The sequence below is a fragment of the Bacillus sp. FSL R7-0646 genome (assembly GCF_037969865.1).
Classification (GTDB): domain Bacteria; phylum Bacillota; class Bacilli; order Bacillales; family Bacillaceae; genus Bacillus; species Bacillus licheniformis.
On record NZ_CP150217.1, the window covers coordinates 1,834,975 to 1,852,459 of the forward strand.

Sequence of the window (17,485 nt, forward strand, 5' to 3'; positions counted from 1 at the left end):
ATGATGAGGTGAAAAAAATGAATTTCGGAAATATCGCAACCGCGATGGTTACGCCCTTTGACAAAAATGAAAATATCGATTTTCAAAAACTGTCAAAGCTGATCGATTATTTACTAAACAATGGGACGGATTCCCTGGTCGTTGCCGGAACAACCGGAGAATCGCCGACGCTTTCCGAAGAAGAAAAGGTAGCGCTCATTCAATACTCTGTCAAGGAAGCGGCAGGCCGTGCCCCAATCATCGCCGGCACGGGAAGCAACAACACGAAGGCGTCGATCAAGCTGACGAAAAAAGCTGAAGAAGCCGGCGCTGACGCTGTCATGCTCGTCACTCCGTACTACAACAAGCCTTCTCAGGAAGGCATGTACCGCCATTTCAGAGCGATTGCGGAGGAAACATCGCTGCCTGTCATGCTTTATAATGTGCCGGGAAGAACGGCTGCTTCGCTCGCACCAGAGACGACAATCCGCCTTGCGGAGATCCCGAATATTATCGCCATTAAAGAAGCGAGCGGCGACCTAGATGCGATAACAAAAATCGTAGCCGAAACCCCTGAGGACTTTGCAGTTTATTCAGGAGATGACAGCCTGACACTGCCGGCGCTGTCCGTGGGAGCGAGAGGAATCGTTTCCGTTGCATCACACATCATCGGACCGGAAATGCAGGAAATGATCAAACATTATACCGAGGGGAACACGGCTCAGGCTGCTTTGATCCATCAAAAGCTGCTTCCGCTGATGAAAGGGCTTTTTGCCGCACCGAACCCGTCTCCATTAAAGACGGCTCTTCAGCTGAAGGGTCTTGACGTCGGGTCCGTCCGGCTCCCTTTGATTCCGCTAAATGAAGATGAACGACTCCGTTTAAGCAGCCTGATGAACGGCCTGTAAAAAACAATACGGACGAAAACGGTCATTCTCTTTTGGAGGGGATGACCGTTTGTCATATACATAATGGTTCTTGTTTTCTAAATTTAGATTCAGGTATAATAGGGACAAGTGATGATGGACGGGTACTTAGATTAGGAGGATTACAATTTGAAAAAAAATACAGAAAATATTAGAATCATCGCCTTAGGAGGCGTCGGAGAGATCGGAAAAAACCTCTATGTCATTGAAATCGATTCAGACATATTCGTGGTTGACGCCGGCCTCATGCATCCAGAAAATGAAATGCTGGGTATCGATGTGGTCATCCCTGACATTTCTTATTTAATTGAACGATCTGACCGCGTAAAGGCGATTTTTCTCACACACGGGCATGAAGAAAACATCGGCGGCGTATTTTACTGCCTGAACAAGCTTTCTGTGCCTGTTTACGGAACGAAGCTGACGCTTGCCCTTTTAAAGGAAACGCTGAAGCAGTACGGTGTAAACAAAAAGCCCGATTTAAGAGAAATTCATTCAAAATCCGTTATTACATTTGAATCGACAAAGGTGTCATTCTTCAAAACAAATCACAGCATCCCGGATTCCGTCGGTGTCAGCTTTAAAACATCCCTCGGATCCATCGTGTGCACAGGCGATTTTAAATTTGACCAGACACCTGTGTTAAACCAGACAAGCGACATCGGCGAAATTGCCAAAATCGGCAACAGCGGTGTGCTGTGCCTGCTTTCCGACAGCGCCAATGCCGAGAAGCCGGGCTATACGCCTTCAGAAGCACTCGTTGGCGGAGAGATATCCGATGTGATGTACAACGCCGAAAACCGCGTGATTATTGCCGTGTTCGCGTCTAACTTTAACCGGATTCAGCAGGTGATTGATGCCGCGCTGCAAAACGGCAGGAAGCTTGCAGTTTCAGGGAAAAATATTTCGGCGATACTCCAGCTGGCGATGAAACTCGGGTATGTCACGGCAGATGAAGATATGTTCATCCCTGTCCAAGAAGTCAAAAAGTATCCAAAAAGAGAAGTCGCGATTTTGACAGGGGACAACCATGGAGAGCCGCTCGCCGCATTGACCAGGATCGCAAAACAAGGGCATAAGCAGCTTGACATTGAGGAAGGGGATACCGTCCTGATCGCATCCTCCCCTATCCCGGGTCAGGAGCTTGTTTACTCCAAAGCGGTCGATCTCTTAACGAGAGCGGGCGCCCAGGTCGTATTCGCACAAAAACGCGTCCATGTATCAGGCCATGGCTGTCAAGAAGAGCTGAAGCTGATGCTCAACTTGCTGAAGCCGAAGTATTTAATCCCCGTAAACGGTGAATACAGAATGCAAAAAGCGCATTCCAAGCTTGCCGAAGAAATCGGCATGAAACGGAGCGACATTTTCCTGATTGAAAAAGGAGATGTCGTGGAATTCCGCGGACAAAACGTTAAAATCGGCGATAAAGTACACTCAGGCAATATATTGATCGACGGACTCGGCGTCGGCGATATCGGCAACATCGTGCTCAGAGACCGCCGTCTGCTATCCCAGGACGGAATCTTAATTGTTGTGATTACCCTTGATAAAAAGAAAAAACATCTAGTTTCAGGACCCGAAATTATCACGAGAGGTTTTGTCTATGTCAGAGAATCTGAACAGCTGATCGTTGAAGCGACAGAGCTTGTCAGGGAACTCGTCAACGAAAGCACAGAAAACGCCGTCGTCGAATGGTCCGCCTTAAAACAGACGATGCGTGAGGCATTAAACCAGTTCCTATACGAAAAAACGAAACGAAAACCAATGATCATTCCAATCATCATGGAAGTATAAAAAACCAAGAGACTCCTCTTGGTTTTTTTTCATGCCTTTTGCGTTGAATGAAAAAAACGCCATTGTCCATAATACAAAAGAAACTCGAGAAAGAGGTGAGCCAGATGGATTCAAACCGGATACAAAACGGGGACAGCCAAGGGGAGCAGCCGGCTAAGCAGGACGCAAAAGACAGTCTCGTCAACAAAATCCAGCAGCTCGGCGAAACGACACTCCCGCAGATGGGGCAGGACACCAACATTCACTGCCTGACCATTATCGGACAAATTGAAGGTCACGTCCAGCTTCCTCCCCAAAACAAAACAACAAAGTATGAACATGTGATTCCCCAGATCGTTGCAGTAGAGCAGAATCCTAAAATCGAAGGTCTGCTCATCATCTTAAACACGGTCGGAGGAGACGTAGAAGCGGGCCTTGCGATTGCGGAAATGCTGGCGTCCCTGTCAAAGCCGACGGTCTCTATCGTACTGGGCGGCGGACATTCAATCGGAGTTCCAATCGCAGTGTCCTGCGACCACAGCTATATCGCTGAAACAGCTACGATGACGATCCATCCGGTCAGGCTGACAGGGCTTGTCATCGGTGTGCCGCAGACATTTGAGTATCTCGACAAAATGCAGGAAAGGGTCATCAATTTCGTGACAAGCCATTCCAACATATCGGAAGAAAAATTTAAAGAACTGATGTTTTCAAAAGGCAATTTAACCCGTGACATCGGGACGAATGTCGTAGGAAACGATGCGGTTAAATACGGATTAATCGATGAAACCGGCGGAGTCGGACAGGCGATTCAAAAGCTGAATGAATTAATCGAACAAAACAAGGGCGCCCAGGAAGGGATGATCCAATGATTCTGTATACGACAATGCCGCAGGAAATCGTGTTCGCAGGGCAGGCGGAAAACTCGAACTTAAAACAGATCGATGTAAACGGCGTGCCCCTTTTAGTCGAGATGAACGGAGAGGAAGCAAGGGTCGTTCAGGTTCTCAGCACGAACCCGATGGATTTTTTAAAACAAGAAACGGCCCCTGGGCAGACGCTTAAACTGACATTTTATAAATAGCTGGAGTGTCTCAAGGATAAATATGCTATAATAGGGGAATCCAGAGGAAAATCGCAGCCGAAAAAAGGCTGCTTTCTCTTTGTTTTTACATTTTTTAACACGCAGTAAGGTGATGGAACATGGCAAAAAGAAAACGAAAATCAACAAAGAAACAAAAACAAGGAAAAAAACGGATCCATCTTAAATTTGAATTGTACGGATTAATCTGTATCGCCATCTCGATTATTGCGGTTTTGCAGCTTGGCGTAGCAGGGCAAACGTTCATTTACATGTTCCGCTTTTTCGCCGGTGAATGGTTCATCCTTTGCCTTCTCGGCCTCTTTTTAACGGGCTTGTCTTTATTTTGGAAAAAGAAAACACCCAGTTTTTTGACGAGGAGAAAAGCGGGCCTTTACTGCATCATTGCAAGCATGCTGCTTCTTTCACATGTCCAGCTGTTTCAGCATTTGACCGAAAGGGGAATGGTTCAGTCTCCGAGCGTGATCCAAAATACGTGGGAGCTGTTTCTGATGGATGTAAAAGGCGAGACAGGATCGCCTGATCTTGGAGGCGGAATGATTGGAGCCCTTTTATTCGCGGCGTCATATTTTCTGTTTGCATCTGCAGGATCTAAAATCATCGCCGTCTTCCTGATCTTGATCGGCCTTCTTTTGATTACGGATCGGTCGCTTCAGGAGACGCTGATCAAATGGATGACCCCGGTCGCCTCCTTCATGAAAAACCAGTGGCAGGCCTTTTTAGCAGATCTTAAACAATTGAAAAACAGCTCGCCGAAAAAGAAATCCGGAAAAAAACAAAAGACGCAGAGAAAACCGAAAGTGTCTGAAGAGCCTGTACAAGAAGCGGACCTTGATCCAGATCCGGTTATTCAATCAGAACCGATTATTTCAAGCTTTTCCGACCGTGATGAAAAGCCCGAAGTTCAAGCTTACGAAGCTCCGGCGGCTCCTGCTGAACCTCCTGCTGAGCCCGAAATCGGTGAGGAAATGCAGGCCTCCGGCGCGCCCGAAATCACGTTTACAGAGCTAGAAAACAAGGATTACCAGCTTCCGTCGATTCAATTGCTGGATGATCCGAAGCACACAGGGCAGCAGGCGGATAAAAAGAATATTTACGACAATGCCAGGAAGCTGGAAAGGACGTTTCAAAGCTTCGGAGTTAAGGCGAAAGTCACCCAGGTTCATCTCGGCCCGGCCGTCACGAAATATGAAGTCTATCCTGATGTGGGCGTCAAAGTCAGCAAAATTGTCAACTTAAGTGACGACTTGGCTTTAGCGCTCGCGGCCAAGGATATCCGCATCGAAGCCCCGATCCCCGGAAAATCGGCGATTGGAATCGAAGTGCCAAATGCGGAAGTGGCGATGGTTTCCTTGAAAGAAGTGCTTGAATCGAAACTGAATGACCGGCCGGATGCAAAGCTGATGATCGGCCTCGGCCGGAACATTTCCGGAGAAGCGGTATTGGCAGAGCTGAACAAAATGCCCCACCTTCTTGTTGCAGGAGCGACCGGAAGCGGGAAAAGCGTCTGTGTCAACGGGATCATTACAAGCATTTTGATGAGGGCAAAGCCCCACGAAGTGAAGATGATGATGATTGATCCGAAAATGGTCGAGCTCAATGTCTACAACGGGATTCCGCATTTGCTCGCTCCCGTCGTGACAGACCCGAAAAAAGCATCGCAGGCTTTGAAGAAAGTCGTCAACGAAATGGAGCGGCGCTACGAATTGTTTTCTCACACGGGAACGAGAAATATCGAAGGGTATAACGACTATATTAAACGGATGAATGCCGCAGAAGAAGCAAAGCAGCCGGAGCTTCCATACATCATTGTGATTGTGGACGAGCTTGCCGACCTGATGATGGTCGCTTCCTCTGATGTTGAAGACTCGATCACAAGGCTTTCGCAAATGGCCAGGGCGGCGGGCATCCACCTGATCATTGCGACGCAGAGGCCTTCGGTCGATGTTATCACAGGGGTCATTAAAGCCAACATTCCGTCAAGGATCGCTTTCAGCGTATCGTCTCAGACCGACTCCAGGACGATTCTTGATATGGGAGGCGCTGAAAAACTTCTCGGCAGAGGGGACATGCTGTTTCTCCCTGTCGGCGCCAATAAACCGCTCCGCGTTCAAGGTGCCTTTCTGTCAGACGAAGAAGTTGAAAAAGTTGTCGATCACGTCATCAGCCAGCAAAAAGCCCAATACCAAGAAGAAATGATTCCAGAAGAGACGCAGGAAACGGTCAGCGAAGTGACAGACGACCTTTATGACGAAGCGGTCGCACTTGTGGTCAGCATGCAGACGGCTTCTGTATCCATGCTGCAAAGGAGATTCCGCATCGGCTATACAAGAGCGGCGCGGCTTATCGATGCCATGGAAGAGCGGGGAATCGTCGGCCCATATGAAGGATCAAAACCCCGTGAAGTTCTCTTGTCAAAAGAGCAATACGAAGAACTCTCTTCTTGAGAAGAGAGTTCTTGTTTAACATAATTTCATTATGTAAACTAAAAAACATCTATTTATTTATTTGACAAAACATGATATAGTTATCCTCAATTAAAGATAATTTGAATCTGATCTGTCAGACGGAGGGAAAACATGTCGATAAAAGCTGACAATCAACGGTTATGTTTAAAGGTGATTGATCGGATAAAAGATGATATTCAAAATGGGGTCTTTTGCGAAAATGAACGGCTCCCGAGTGAATTTGAGCTGTCAAAGATGCTTGGTGTGAGCAGAACGGCTTTGCGTGAGGCGCTTAGAATACTGGAAGAAGAAAACGTCATCATCAGAAGGCATGGAGTCGGACATTTTGTAAATGCCAGACCGTTATTTCTATCAGGTATTGAGCAGCTGAACAGCGTCACAAAAATGATCGAGCAGGCAAGCATGACGCCGGGAACCATTTTTATGTCCTCACAGGTTACCGCTCCCACTGAAGAAGATATGCTCCGGTTTCAATATGCGGAAGAAACCGAGATCTTTTTGCTTGAGCGGGTGAGAACGGCAAATGGAATGCCGGTTGTCTACTGTCTTGATAAAATACCTGTGGACATTCTCCCGGAAGGCTTTTCACACGAGCAGGAATCGATGTTTGAATGGCTTGAGAACAAATCCGGCGCCGTGATCAGCTACGCTGTTGCCGATATTGTGCCAATCGGATATCATGACACCATTTCCCAAATTCTTGAATGCGATCCTGAAACGTCTTTGCTGCTGCTCAAACAGACTCATTATGACCAAAACGATAAGCCCGTTTTATATTCTTTAAACTATTTTAGGGCCGATAAATTCAGATTTCATGTCGTCAGAAAACGTTTTTGATATGCGGGCGCTCTATTAGGAGCGTGTTTTTTTTGCCCGCTTGAGCGCCTATACATAAATAAGCCCGCATCATGGAACAATAACAGATGGAAATACTGATGAATTGGGTGAAAAAAGTTGAGCAGAAAAAAAGACATGAAAAGCATTTTTGCGCTGTCTTCGGTCCCGCTCGTGATGACGCTCGGCAATTCGATGCTGATTCCGGTTTTGCCGGTGATCGAAAAAAAATTAAACATTTCTTCGTTTCAGGTGTCGTTGATCATCACGGTTTATTCAATTGTGGCGATTGTATGCATCCCGATTACCGGCTATATGTCGGACCGGTTCGGAAGAAAAAAGATCATGCTCCCATGCCTTCTGATTGCGGGAGCTGGAGGAGCGTTAGCAGGTTTGGCTTCAACTTTTTTCAATGATCCGTTTGCGATGATTTTAGCAGGTCGCGTCCTTCAAGGAATCGGCTCAGCCGGCGCAGCGCCGATCGTCATGCCGTTTATCGGCGACTTGTTCCAAAATGATGAAGAAATCAGCGCGGGACTCGGAGATATAGAGACGGCAAATACTGCCGGCAAAGTATTAAGCCCGATATTAGGGGCTTTTTTAGCATCTTGGGTTTGGTACATGCCGTTTTGGTTTATCCCGGTCGTGTCTCTTGCCAGCTTTTTTCTCGTCTTGTTTTTTGTTCCCAAACCGAAGGACAAAGATGATGAAAAGCAAACGTTAAAAAACTTTGCAAAAAGCGTACAGGAAATTTTCAAACGGGAAGGTCGGTGGCTTGTTTCCACTTTTGTCATCGGCGGAATTATTATGTTTCTTTTATTCGGAGTGCTCTTCTACCTGTCGGATACTTTGGAGAAGAAGCATCAAATTGACGGGATTGCGAAAGGAGCGCTTCTCAGCATTCCGCTGCTTTTTCTTTCCGTCAGTTCCTACCTTGCCGGAAAGCTGATCGGAAACGATAAGATCAGAATGAGGATCTGCGTGCTGATCGGCATGATCCTGCTGGCTTTGTCGTTTGCCGGTTTGTGGTGGAACCACAGCTTTTACCCGTTATTTTTGTTTATGTCCATCGGCGGCATCGGCATCGGAATTGCGCTCCCTTCTTTGGATGCGCTGATTACCGAGGGAATTGAAAAAGAAGAGCGCGGCACGATATCTTCGTTTTACAACAGCATGAGGTTTATCGGTGTTGCGCTCGGACCGCCGGTTTTCGCCTATATGATGACAAATGCGGGGTGGCTGATTTTCATCGTATCGCTTTTGTGCAGTTTAGCTGCACTAGCGCTTGTGCTGTTTAATATTGACCCGAAAGAAGACGAAAGTGAAGCGGCAAAGACGGTGTAGATCTGCACCGTCTTTTTCATAAGGTTTTTTAGTTTCCTTAAATCTCCTCCAGTTGATATAATTACAACCATACAGTCCAAGCGCATATGCTGAAATGTGGTCATAATACATAATATAAACAAGGACGATGGAGGTTCTAGTATGACATACCTTAACGAAATAAAAGGAAAGCACCGCGGATTGACAAGCCACATTGTCAAAACGGAAAAATTCAAAACCGTCTCGATTATTTTTAAAATGCTTGCTCCTTTAACAAAAGAGGATGTGACAAAGAGGGCGCTTTTTCCGCATGTGCTTTTGCGGGGAACGAGCACCCGCCCCAAAACGGCCGAACTCAGATCGTATCTTGATGAACTTTACGGCACTTCCGTATCATGCGATCTCTCCAAAAAAGGGGAAATGCATGTCATCACATTCAGGCTCGATATCGCTAACGAAAAATTTTTAAAGGATCAGACACCGCTTCTGGAAAAAGGGCTTGAGCTTTTGTCAGAGATCATTTTTTCGCCGGCGCTTGAAGACGGGGCCTTTCTGCCGCTGTACGTGTCTCAGGAAAAACGCACACTAAAGCAAAGAATACAGGCGGTCTATAACGACAAAATGCGCTATTCAAATTTGAGGCTGATTCAGGAGATGTGCAAAGATGAGCCATACGCGCTTCACGTCAACGGAGAGCTTGATGATGTGGACGGCATCACGCCTCAAAGCCTGTATGAAGCTTATCAAAAAGCGGTCAGCGAAGACCAGCTCGACATTTACGTCGTTGGGGATGTGGATGAGCAGCAGGTGGATTCGTACATTTCCAAATACTTTGAAGCAAACGAGCGGGAGCTGAGACCTGTTCCCGAGCTTGAGCAAACCCGCACAAGGGAGCCTCAGGAAGTCATCGAGGATGCTGATGTCAAGCAAGGGAAGCTGAACATGGGATTTCGGACGGGAACGCATTTTACGGATGACGATTATACGGCGCTTCAGCTGTTTAACGGCTTGTTTGGCGGATTTTCACATTCCAAGCTGTTTATTAATGTCAGGGAAAAGGCCAGCCTTGCCTATTATGCGGCTTCCAGAATCGAAAGCTTTAAAGGGCTGTTGATGGTGATGTCGGGGATTGAAGTCGGCAATTATCAAAAAGCCGTCGACATCATCAAGGAGCAGTTTCAGGAAATGAAAAAAGGCAGCTTTACAGAAGAGGCAATCGACCAGACGAAAGCCGTCATTAAAAACCAGATTCTTGAAACGCTTGATACACCGTACGGTTTAGTCGAATTTATTTATCAGCAGGCTGCCGCCCAAACCGAATTTTCCTTGGAAGACTGGCTGGGACGAATCGACAATGTCACAAAAGAAGACATCATCGAAGTCGGAAAGAAAATCGATTTGGATACAACGTACTTTCTCAAAGGGACGGAGGGAGCATCTTGACGAAAACGATCGAATTTGAACAGCTGAAGGAAACACTATATTACGAAAAAATGCCTGGCGGCCTCGATGTCTATGTTCTTCCGAAAGAAGGATTTAACAAGACATATGCGGTCTTTACCACAAAATACGGGTCGATTGACAATCAGTTTGTCCCGCTCGGAAAAGATGAAATGGTCCGCGTGCCTGATGGAATCGCACACTTTCTCGAACATAAGCTCTTTGAAAAAGAAGACGGCGACGTTTTTCAGCAATTCAGCAGGCAGGGAGCTTCGGCAAATGCGTTTACCTCCTTCACAAGAACGGCCTACCTGTTTTCAAGCACGTCAAATGTGGAAGAAAACCTGGAAACGCTCGTCGACTTTGTGCAGGACCCTTACTTTACAGAAAAAACGGTTGAGAAGGAAAAAGGCATCATCGGACAGGAAATCAACATGTATGACGACAACCCCGACTGGCGCCTGTTTTTCGGCCTGATCGAAAACATGTATCAAGAGCACCCTGTCCGGATCGATATCGCAGGCACGATCGAAAGCATCTCTCATATTACAAAAGACCTTTTGTACGAATGCTATGAGACGTTCTATCATCCGAGCAATATGCTGCTGTTTGTCGTCGGTCCGGTCGATCCCGAAGCGATCATTCGCCAGGTCCGCGAAAACCAGCAGAAAAAACCGTATACAGACCAGCCTGAAATCGTCCGGAAAGAAGTTAAAGAGCCTGGGGCCGTATTTAAAAAAGAACAGGAAATTAAAATGAATGTTCAAAGCTCAAAATGCCTCGTCGGTTTAAAAAGCGCTCATCCGATGAATACGGGAGAAGCCCTGCTGAAGCATGAGCTGACCATCAACCTCATCCTCGAGTGTCTGTTTGGCAAAAGCTCAAGCGATTACGAAAGAATTTATGAAAAAGGGTATATCGATGAGACATTCAGCTATGACTATACTGAAGAACACGGATTTGGCTTCGTCTCTGTCGGCGGAGATACGCCTGAGCCTGACAAGCTGGCCGAAGAGCTCAAACAAGTGCTGTTCAAAGCGAAAGAAACGATCACAGCCGAAAAGCTGGAACTGGCCAGAAAGAAAAAAATCGGCAATTTCCTGAAATCGATGAATTCGCCTGAGTACATCGCCAACCAGTTTACACGGTACGCTTTTCTGGAGACGAGTCTGTTTGATATCGTCACCGTACTCGAATCGATTACGCTTGATGACGTTCACCGCGTCATTGAGGAAGAAGTTGAGGAAGACAGGATCACCGTCTGCAAAGTCGTTCCAAAATCATAAAGCAAGGTCTGAAAGTTCAGCGTGCAGGGATATTTCCGATGCACGCTGAACCTTTCTTCTTTTTTAACGGAAAGGTGGAAATATGGTATGACAAAACTCGCTCTCATCACCGGCGCAAGCGGCGGAATCGGGCAAAGCATCAGCGAAAAGCTTGCGCAAAACGGGTATGATCTTCTCCTCCATTATCATACAAATGAGAAGGCGGCCGCTTCACTTGCAGAAAGGCTGTCACATACATACGGCATTCACGCTGAAATCATTCACGGCGACCTGTCCGACCCCGGAGGTGCAAAAGCCGTTTCCGCTTCCATCGGCGGACGGGCGCTAGACGGCATCGTCTTGAACAGCGGACAAAGCTTCCGCGGGCTTGTGACAGATATGACCGATGAAGCTGTACAGGACATGGTGCAGCTCCATGTCTCAAGCCCGTTTCTATTAACGAGGAATCTGCTTCCGGCGATGATCAGGAAAAAGTCCGGCGCTATTGTAGCCGTCAGCTCTATTTGGGGTGAGACAGGGGCGTCGTGCGAAGTTTTATACAGCATGACAAAAGGCGCGCAAAATGTGTTTGTCAAAGCCCTTGCAAAAGAGCTTGCGCCGAGCGGCATCAGAGTCAACGCTGTTTCTCCGGGCGCTGTAAAAACAAAGATGATGAGCTCATTTTCAAAAGAGGAAGAAGAGATGATCGCCGATGAGATTCCGATGGGAAGGCTCGCCGAAGCCGAAGAGGTTGCAGACGCCGTCTTGTTTCTGCTCTCGGCGAAAGCATCTTATATCACGGGTCAAATTTTGTCAGTTAATGGCGGCTGGCATTGTTAAAAACATGTATAGTTTACGATTCCCAAGAGAATAATAAGGCTGTAACTTCAAGAGAATGGAGGGGCCTGATATGTCCGTACTGGATAATTGGGATCAGTGGAAAAACTTTTTGGGCGACCGTTTGAACTATGCCCAAGAACAAGGAATGTCAAAAGAAACCATCTCAGATCTTGCATATGAGATCGGCGATTATTTGGCCGGTGAGGTTGATTCAAAAAACCATCAAGAACGAGTGCTCGCAGACCTTTGGAGCGTGGCTTCCGAAGAAGAGCAGCGCGCCATTGCGAACGTGATGGTTAAGCTTGTTGAAAACAACAGCTCACATTAAGGAGAGAGTGTGTTCACTCTCTCTTTTTTATAGGCGCGATTTTGCCTGCGGCACCGCTTTTATCGTTTGCTTTTCGCCCCGACAGGGTAAACAGCATTCAGGCGCCGATACAGCAGGTTTTTCCCGATTTTGGGAAACGGACGTTTTTCTTATTTAATCACAACATTCTGCTTTCTAATTAAGACAAAATGCTTTATGATAAAGGAAGGTAAATTTTTGCCACGATGATGGGTAGGGAGGTTATCATTTGGCAAAGCTCGAATGGTACTTAGAATATGAAATCCAAGTCAACCGTCCCGGACTTCTGGGAGATATATCCTCTTTATTGGGGATGCTTTCAATTAATATTGTGACCATTAACGGCGTCGATACACAAAGAAGAGGCCTCTTGTTAAAATGCCGTCATATAGATCAGATTAAGCGATTGGAATCGATTTTGAACACGATGGATACGATTAAAGTGACGAAGCTCCGCGAACCGAAGCTTCGCGACCGTCTCGCTGTAAGGCACGGCCGCTATATCCAGCGGGATGCAGACGATAAAAAAACGTTCCGGTTTGAACGCGACGAGCTCGGCTTGCTTGTCGATTTTATGGCTGAGCTGTTTAAAAAAGACGGGCACAAGCTGATCGGGATCAGGGGAATGCCCCGCGTCGGCAAGACGGAATCAATTGTTGCTTCAAGCGTCTGTGCAAGCAAAAGGTGGCTTTTTGTTTCTTCGACGCTGCTGAAGCAAACGATCAGAAGCCAGCTGATTGCCGATGAGTACAGTCCGGAAAATGTTTTCATTTTGGACGGCATTGTGTCGACGAGAAGAGGATCTGAACGCCATTTGCAGCTCGTCAGTGAGATTATGCGTCTGCCGGCGACCAAAGTTGTCGAGCATCCGGACATTTTCGTGCAAAATACGGAATATACGATGGACGATTTTGACTACATCATCGAATTGCGTAACAGCCCCGATGAGGTGATTACATATGAGCACGCTGAAGAACCGCAGATGTTTGACCATTCAGGTTTTTCCGGCTTTGATTTTTAAAATGGAAGGTGTTTGTTGTGACTGAACTAGGAAATCGGCTGAAAGAAGCCAGAGAGGAAAAAGGGATGTCATTGGACGACCTTCAGGCGGCCACAAAGATCCAAAAAAGGTATTTAACGGCCCTTGAAGAAGGAAACTATGATATCATTCCGGGGAAATTTTATGTGAGGGCTTTTATCAAGCAGTACGCCGAAGCTGTCGGCCTCGACTCGGAGCACTTGTTTGAAGAGTTTAAAAAAGATATCCCTAATTCTTACAATGATGAGGTTTCTGAGAAGCTTTCTTCAATCAAGCCGCAGAGGGAGCTTCCCAAGTCTGCCTCAAAAGCGCTTGAACTTTTGCCCACCTTGCTTGTGGCAGCCGGCGTTATCGTTGTGATCGCGATCATTTACGTCATTGTTCAGGCTGTAAACGGCGGAGGGAATCAGCAGGCTGAAGGGCCTAAAACAGAGGAATCGCAAAGCAAGTACGACGTCTCAAAAGATTCCCCGCTGACTAAGGAAAATCAACAGAACACGGATGCGCAGAAAGACAGCGCTGAAGGCGACAAAGAAAAAAAGGATCAGCAGTCTGATGAGAACGACAAGCTGACCATTAAAGCGACCGCAAGCGAAGGCTCTTCCACAACCTATGAAGTATCAGGATCCGACAAGCTGGAGCTTGAAGTAAAGGCAAGCGAAAACTCATGGGTCAGAGTGCGCGACGAGAAAGGAAGCTCTCTTAAAGAAGGAATGATGAAAAAAGGGGAAACCTTTCAAAAGAATATAACCGATCAATCGCAAATTGATTTGCGGATCGGATATGCGCCGGGCGTTGAAATTAAAATCAACGGAGAAGTTCTTTCTTACAAGCTCGATCCTAAGACTGTGATGACACAAAACATAACGATTCAAAATAAAAAGGAGGAAAAGTCATCTTAATTGCACAGATGACTTTTTCTTGCGTTCATCATCATTAGGAAAACATACATATATGGAGGAACCTTTATGTTTAATTTACCGAATAAAATCACGCTTTCTAGAATCGCATTAATTCCTGTTTTTATGGTCATCATGCTTGTGCCGTTTCAGTGGGGGGCTGTCTCCTTCGGCAGCGAGTCGATTCCGGTCACCCATTTGATCGGCGCACTGCTGTTTATTTTCGCTTCGGTCACCGATTGGGTTGACGGCTATTATGCAAGAAAGCTGAACCTTGTAACAAACTTTGGGAAATTCCTTGACCCGCTTGCAGACAAGCTGCTCGTGTCTTCCGCTTTGATTATTCTGGTGCATTACCATCTTGCTCCGGCCTGGATGGCCATTGTCATTATCAGCCGGGAATTTGCCGTAACGGGACTGCGGCTCGTCCTTGCGGGAACGGGGGAAGTCGTCGCAGCCAACATGCTTGGAAAAGTGAAAACATGGGCCCAGATCATCGCGATCTCTGCCCTTTTGCTTCACAATCTCCCATTTGAGCTTGTATCCTTCCCGTTCGGCTCTCTTGCTTTATGGGTGGCTGTCTTTTTCACAGTCGTATCCGGCTGGGATTATTTCGCTAAAAACTGGGATGCTTTAAAAACATCGAACTAAACGTAGGGAAGTGGAAACAATGAAGTTGGAAAGAAAAGCGGAAATTATCGCTGTCGGCTCTGAGCTTCTGCTCGGACAAATCGTTAATACAAATGCTCAGTTTATCAGCAGGCATTTGGCCGAAATCGGCATTAACGTCTTTTATCACACGGCGGTGGGAGACAATCCGGAGCGCCTTAAACAAGTCATTCAGACAGCGCAGCAAAGGTCTGACTTCATCATTTTTTCGGGAGGCCTCGGACCGACGAAAGACGATCTGACAAAAGAAACGATCGCCGAAGTTGTCGGGCGCCCTCTTAAGCTCGACGATGAAGCCTTCGAATCGATTCAGGATTACTTCAAAAAAACGAACCGGGAGATGTCGCCGAACAACCGCAAACAGGCGCTGATCCTCGAAGGATCCGATGTTCTGCCGAACCGCTTTGGGATGGCTCCGGGAATGCTGCTTGAGCATGAATCGCGCTTTTATATGCTTCTGCCGGGACCTCCGAAAGAGCTGGAGCCGATGTTTGAAAACGAAGCGAAGCCGCTGATTTTGGAAAAGCTCGGCTCGAGGGAAAAGATCGTGTCAAGGGTGCTGCGCTTCTTCGGCATCGGTGAATCCCAGCTTGAAACCGATTTGGAAGATCTCATCGATGCGCAGACTAATCCGACAATCGCTCCGCTTGCGGCAGACGGGGAAGTCACGCTCAGGCTTACGGCAAAGCATGCGGATCCGGAGGAGACAAACCGCTTGTTAAAAGAAACGGAAGACCGCATTTTGGAGCGGGTCGGAGAATTCTTTTACGGGTATGATGATACATCCCTCGCAGAAGAGCTTGCGAAAGCATGCCGGAGCAAGGGTATGACTCTGGCTGCTGCGGAAAGCTTTACAGGCGGGCTTTTTTCCAGCTGGCTGACGGAAATGAGCGGCGCTTCCGAATATTTCAAAGGCGGCGCCGTCTGCTACACAAACGAATTGAAAGTGTCAGCGGCCGGCGTTTCGGAAGACACGCTGCAGCGCTATGGTGCGGTCAGCGCGCAATGCGCTAAAGAGCTCGCCGCAGGCATCAGAGTCAAGACAGGAAGCGATATCGGCATCAGCTTCACTGGAGTAGCCGGGCCGAATACGCAAGAAGGCCATCCGGCTGGAAAGGTGTTTATCGGCATCTCCGTGAAGGACCAGGCTGAGGAAGCGTTCGAATTTCAGTTCGCCGGATCCAGGTCTGCGGTGCGGAAGCGTTCTGCCAAATACGGCTGCCATCTGTTGCTGAAAATGATGGAAAAATAAGCGGAAACCGGATTTTCGGAATATCTTTCTTTCGAAAAAGGCCATTCCATTTTAGGAGATCGATTTTTCCTCTTAAAAAAATCGAATATGCGTTCGCTTTTTTCTTGGCAAATCCGCATAAACAAGGTATAGTAGATATAGCGGAAGTGATAAAGGAGGAAAATAGAATGAGTGATCGTCAGGCAGCCTTAGATATGGCGCTTAAACAAATAGAAAAGCAGTTTGGTAAAGGTTCGATTATGAAACTCGGCGAACAAACTGAAACGAGAATTTCAACAGTTCCGAGCGGTTCTTTAGCGCTCGATGCGGCTCTTGGAGTGGGCGGATACCCGCGCGGCCGGATTATTGAAGTATACGGGCCTGAAAGCTCCGGTAAAACGACGGTGGCGCTTCATGCGATTGCCGAAGTTCAGCAGCAGGGCGGACAAGCGGCGTTCATCGACGCCGAACACGCGCTTGATCCCGTCTATGCACAAAAGCTGGGCGTCAACATTGATGAGCTTTTGCTGTCACAGCCTGATACGGGCGAGCAGGCGCTCGAAATCGCTGAAGCCCTTGTCAGAAGCGGAGCGGTGGATATCGTTGTCATCGACTCTGTAGCAGCGCTTGTGCCGAAAGCTGAAATCGAAGGAGATATGGGGGATTCCCACGTCGGTTTGCAGGCCAGACTGATGTCTCAGGCGCTTCGCAAGCTTTCCGGAGCGATCAATAAATCGAAGACCATCGCGATCTTTATCAACCAGATTCGTGAAAAAGTCGGTGTCATGTTTGGAAATCCTGAGACGACGCCAGGCGGAAGAGCGCTGAAATTCTACTCTTCTGTCCGCCTTGAAGTGCGCCGCGCAGAGCAGCTGAAACAAGGCAACGACGTCATGGGGAACAAGACGAAAATCAAAGTCGTGAAAAACAAAGTGGCACCTCCATTCCGGACAGCCGAAGTGGACATTATGTACGGGGAAGGAATTTCAAAAGAAGGGGAAATCATCGACCTCGGAACAGAGCTTGACATCGTTCAAAAGAGCGGTGCATGGTACTCTTATCAGGAGGAACGCCTTGGACAAGGCCGTGAAAACGCCAAACAGTTCCTGAAAGAAAACAAGGATATCCTTTTGATGATTCAAGAGCAGATCCGGGAGCACTACGGTTTGGATACTGGAGGCGCTGCTCCTGCACAGGAAGACGAGGCCCAAGCTCAGGAAGAACTCGAGTTTTAATCATGAAACGTGTGAAAGGCTGCCGGCCCGATCGGCAGCCTTTTACTTTATTCTTCGCTTTCAGGCGCTTCTCTTCCATCCATCCTCTTCATGAGGGCAGTTTGAAAGGCGTTTAA

Annotated in this window: 16 protein-coding genes; all 16 read left to right on the forward strand. The window is 47.4% G+C overall.

Going from position 1 to position 17,485, the window contains the following annotated elements; translation table 11 throughout:
• Nucleotides 1-17: 17 nt before the first annotated feature.
• The 16 genes from dapA to recA all read left to right on the forward strand — a co-directional run bounded on the left by dapA (nucleotide 18) and on the right by recA (nucleotide 17,369).
• Nucleotides 18-887 carry a 4-hydroxy-tetrahydrodipicolinate synthase gene (gene dapA / locus MKY62_RS09390; RefSeq protein WP_003181896.1) on the forward strand — a complete coding sequence of 290 codons (870 nt, stop codon included), beginning with the start codon at nucleotides 18-20 and terminating at the stop codon, nucleotides 885-887.
• A 147-nt stretch (nucleotides 888-1,034) separates the two neighbouring features.
• Nucleotides 1,035-2,699 carry a ribonuclease J2 gene (rnjB, locus tag MKY62_RS09395; protein ID WP_003181900.1) on the forward strand — a complete coding sequence of 555 codons (1,665 nt, stop codon included), beginning with the start codon at nucleotides 1,035-1,037 and terminating at the stop codon, nucleotides 2,697-2,699.
• 104 nt (nucleotides 2,700-2,803) lie between these two features.
• The gene (locus tag MKY62_RS09400) at nucleotides 2,804-3,550 is read left to right on the forward strand and encodes a ClpP family protease (RefSeq protein ID WP_003181902.1); all 747 of its coding nucleotides are present in this window, start codon (nucleotides 2,804-2,806) and stop codon (nucleotides 3,548-3,550) included.
• Nucleotides 3,547-3,762 carry a YlzJ-like family protein gene (locus tag MKY62_RS09405; protein ID WP_003181904.1) on the forward strand — a complete coding sequence of 72 codons (216 nt, stop codon included), beginning with the start codon at nucleotides 3,547-3,549 and terminating at the stop codon, nucleotides 3,760-3,762. Before MKY62_RS09400 ends, MKY62_RS09405 begins: the two co-directional genes overlap by 4 nt.
• Before the next feature lie 119 nt (nucleotides 3,763-3,881).
• A complete protein-coding gene (locus MKY62_RS09410; protein WP_011197982.1) occupies nucleotides 3,882-6,227 on the forward strand; it encodes a DNA translocase FtsK in 2,346 nt (781 codons plus the stop codon).
• A gap of 132 nt (nucleotides 6,228-6,359) precedes the next feature.
• Nucleotides 6,360-7,085 (forward strand): GntR family transcriptional regulator, encoded by a 726-nt coding sequence (locus tag MKY62_RS09415; protein ID WP_003181905.1) that lies wholly within the window; start codon nucleotides 6,360-6,362, stop codon nucleotides 7,083-7,085.
• 135 nt (nucleotides 7,086-7,220) lie between these two features.
• A complete protein-coding gene (locus MKY62_RS09420; protein WP_031314629.1) occupies nucleotides 7,221-8,426 on the forward strand; it encodes an MFS transporter in 1,206 nt (401 codons plus the stop codon).
• Between the two features lie 141 nt (nucleotides 8,427-8,567).
• Complete coding sequence (locus MKY62_RS09425; RefSeq protein ID WP_003181910.1) at nucleotides 8,568-9,848, forward strand: pitrilysin family protein; 1,281 nt, start codon at nucleotides 8,568-8,570, stop codon at nucleotides 9,846-9,848.
• The gene (locus MKY62_RS09430; protein ID WP_003181912.1) at nucleotides 9,845-11,131 is read left to right on the forward strand and encodes a pitrilysin family protein; all 1,287 of its coding nucleotides are present in this window, start codon (nucleotides 9,845-9,847) and stop codon (nucleotides 11,129-11,131) included. Before MKY62_RS09425 ends, MKY62_RS09430 begins: the two co-directional genes overlap by 4 nt.
• Nucleotides 11,132-11,218: 87 nt before the next feature.
• Nucleotides 11,219-11,950, forward strand: coding sequence for an SDR family oxidoreductase (locus MKY62_RS09435; RefSeq protein WP_003181914.1), 732 nt, complete (start codon nucleotides 11,219-11,221; stop codon nucleotides 11,948-11,950).
• A 70-nt stretch (nucleotides 11,951-12,020) separates the two neighbouring features.
• Nucleotides 12,021-12,278 (forward strand): DUF3243 domain-containing protein, encoded by a 258-nt coding sequence (locus MKY62_RS09440; protein WP_003181915.1) that lies wholly within the window; start codon nucleotides 12,021-12,023, stop codon nucleotides 12,276-12,278.
• A gap of 247 nt (nucleotides 12,279-12,525) precedes the next feature.
• Nucleotides 12,526-13,317, forward strand: a complete 792-nt coding sequence (locus MKY62_RS09445) for a YmfK family protein (RefSeq protein WP_003181917.1) — start codon at nucleotides 12,526-12,528, stop codon at nucleotides 13,315-13,317.
• Between the two features lie 17 nt (nucleotides 13,318-13,334).
• Nucleotides 13,335-14,237 (forward strand): RodZ domain-containing protein, encoded by a 903-nt coding sequence (locus MKY62_RS09450; RefSeq protein WP_003181919.1) that lies wholly within the window; start codon nucleotides 13,335-13,337, stop codon nucleotides 14,235-14,237.
• Between the two features lie 66 nt (nucleotides 14,238-14,303).
• Entirely contained in the window at nucleotides 14,304-14,885 is a 582-nt protein-coding gene (gene pgsA, locus MKY62_RS09455; RefSeq protein WP_003181921.1) for a CDP-diacylglycerol--glycerol-3-phosphate 3-phosphatidyltransferase, read from the forward strand.
• 19 nt (nucleotides 14,886-14,904) lie between these two features.
• Entirely contained in the window at nucleotides 14,905-16,155 is a 1,251-nt protein-coding gene (locus tag MKY62_RS09460; protein WP_003181923.1) for a competence/damage-inducible protein A, read from the forward strand.
• Nucleotides 16,156-16,322: 167 nt separating this feature from the next.
• A complete protein-coding gene (recA, locus tag MKY62_RS09465) occupies nucleotides 16,323-17,369 on the forward strand; it encodes a recombinase RecA (protein ID WP_003181926.1) in 1,047 nt (348 codons plus the stop codon).
• Nucleotides 17,370-17,485: the final 116 nt, after the last annotated feature.

Excerpts from the sequence above, each read along its gene's own strand:
- MKY62_RS09410 (WP_011197982.1), top strand. The coding sequence starts at position 3,882 with ATGGCAAAAAGAAAACGAAAATCAACAAAGAAACAAAAACAAGGAAAA.
- MKY62_RS09400 (WP_003181902.1), top strand. The coding sequence starts at position 2,804 with ATGGATTCAAACCGGATACAAAACGGGGACAGCCAAGGGGAGCAGCCG.
- recA (WP_003181926.1), top strand. The coding sequence starts at position 16,323 with ATGAGTGATCGTCAGGCAGCCTTAGATATGGCGCTTAAACAAATAGAA.
- MKY62_RS09405 (WP_003181904.1), top strand. The coding sequence starts at position 3,547 with ATGATTCTGTATACGACAATGCCGCAGGAAATCGTGTTCGCAGGGCAG.
- pgsA (WP_003181921.1), top strand. The coding sequence starts at position 14,304 with ATGTTTAATTTACCGAATAAAATCACGCTTTCTAGAATCGCATTAATT.
- MKY62_RS09460 (WP_003181923.1), top strand. The coding sequence starts at position 14,905 with ATGAAGTTGGAAAGAAAAGCGGAAATTATCGCTGTCGGCTCTGAGCTT.
- MKY62_RS09435 (WP_003181914.1), top strand. The coding sequence starts at position 11,219 with ATGACAAAACTCGCTCTCATCACCGGCGCAAGCGGCGGAATCGGGCAA.
- MKY62_RS09425 (WP_003181910.1), top strand. The coding sequence starts at position 8,568 with ATGACATACCTTAACGAAATAAAAGGAAAGCACCGCGGATTGACAAGC.
- MKY62_RS09415 (WP_003181905.1), top strand. The coding sequence starts at position 6,360 with ATGTCGATAAAAGCTGACAATCAACGGTTATGTTTAAAGGTGATTGAT.
- MKY62_RS09440 (WP_003181915.1), top strand. The coding sequence starts at position 12,021 with ATGTCCGTACTGGATAATTGGGATCAGTGGAAAAACTTTTTGGGCGAC.
- dapA (WP_003181896.1), top strand. The coding sequence starts at position 18 with ATGAATTTCGGAAATATCGCAACCGCGATGGTTACGCCCTTTGACAAA.
- MKY62_RS09420 (WP_031314629.1), top strand. The coding sequence starts at position 7,221 with ATGAAAAGCATTTTTGCGCTGTCTTCGGTCCCGCTCGTGATGACGCTC.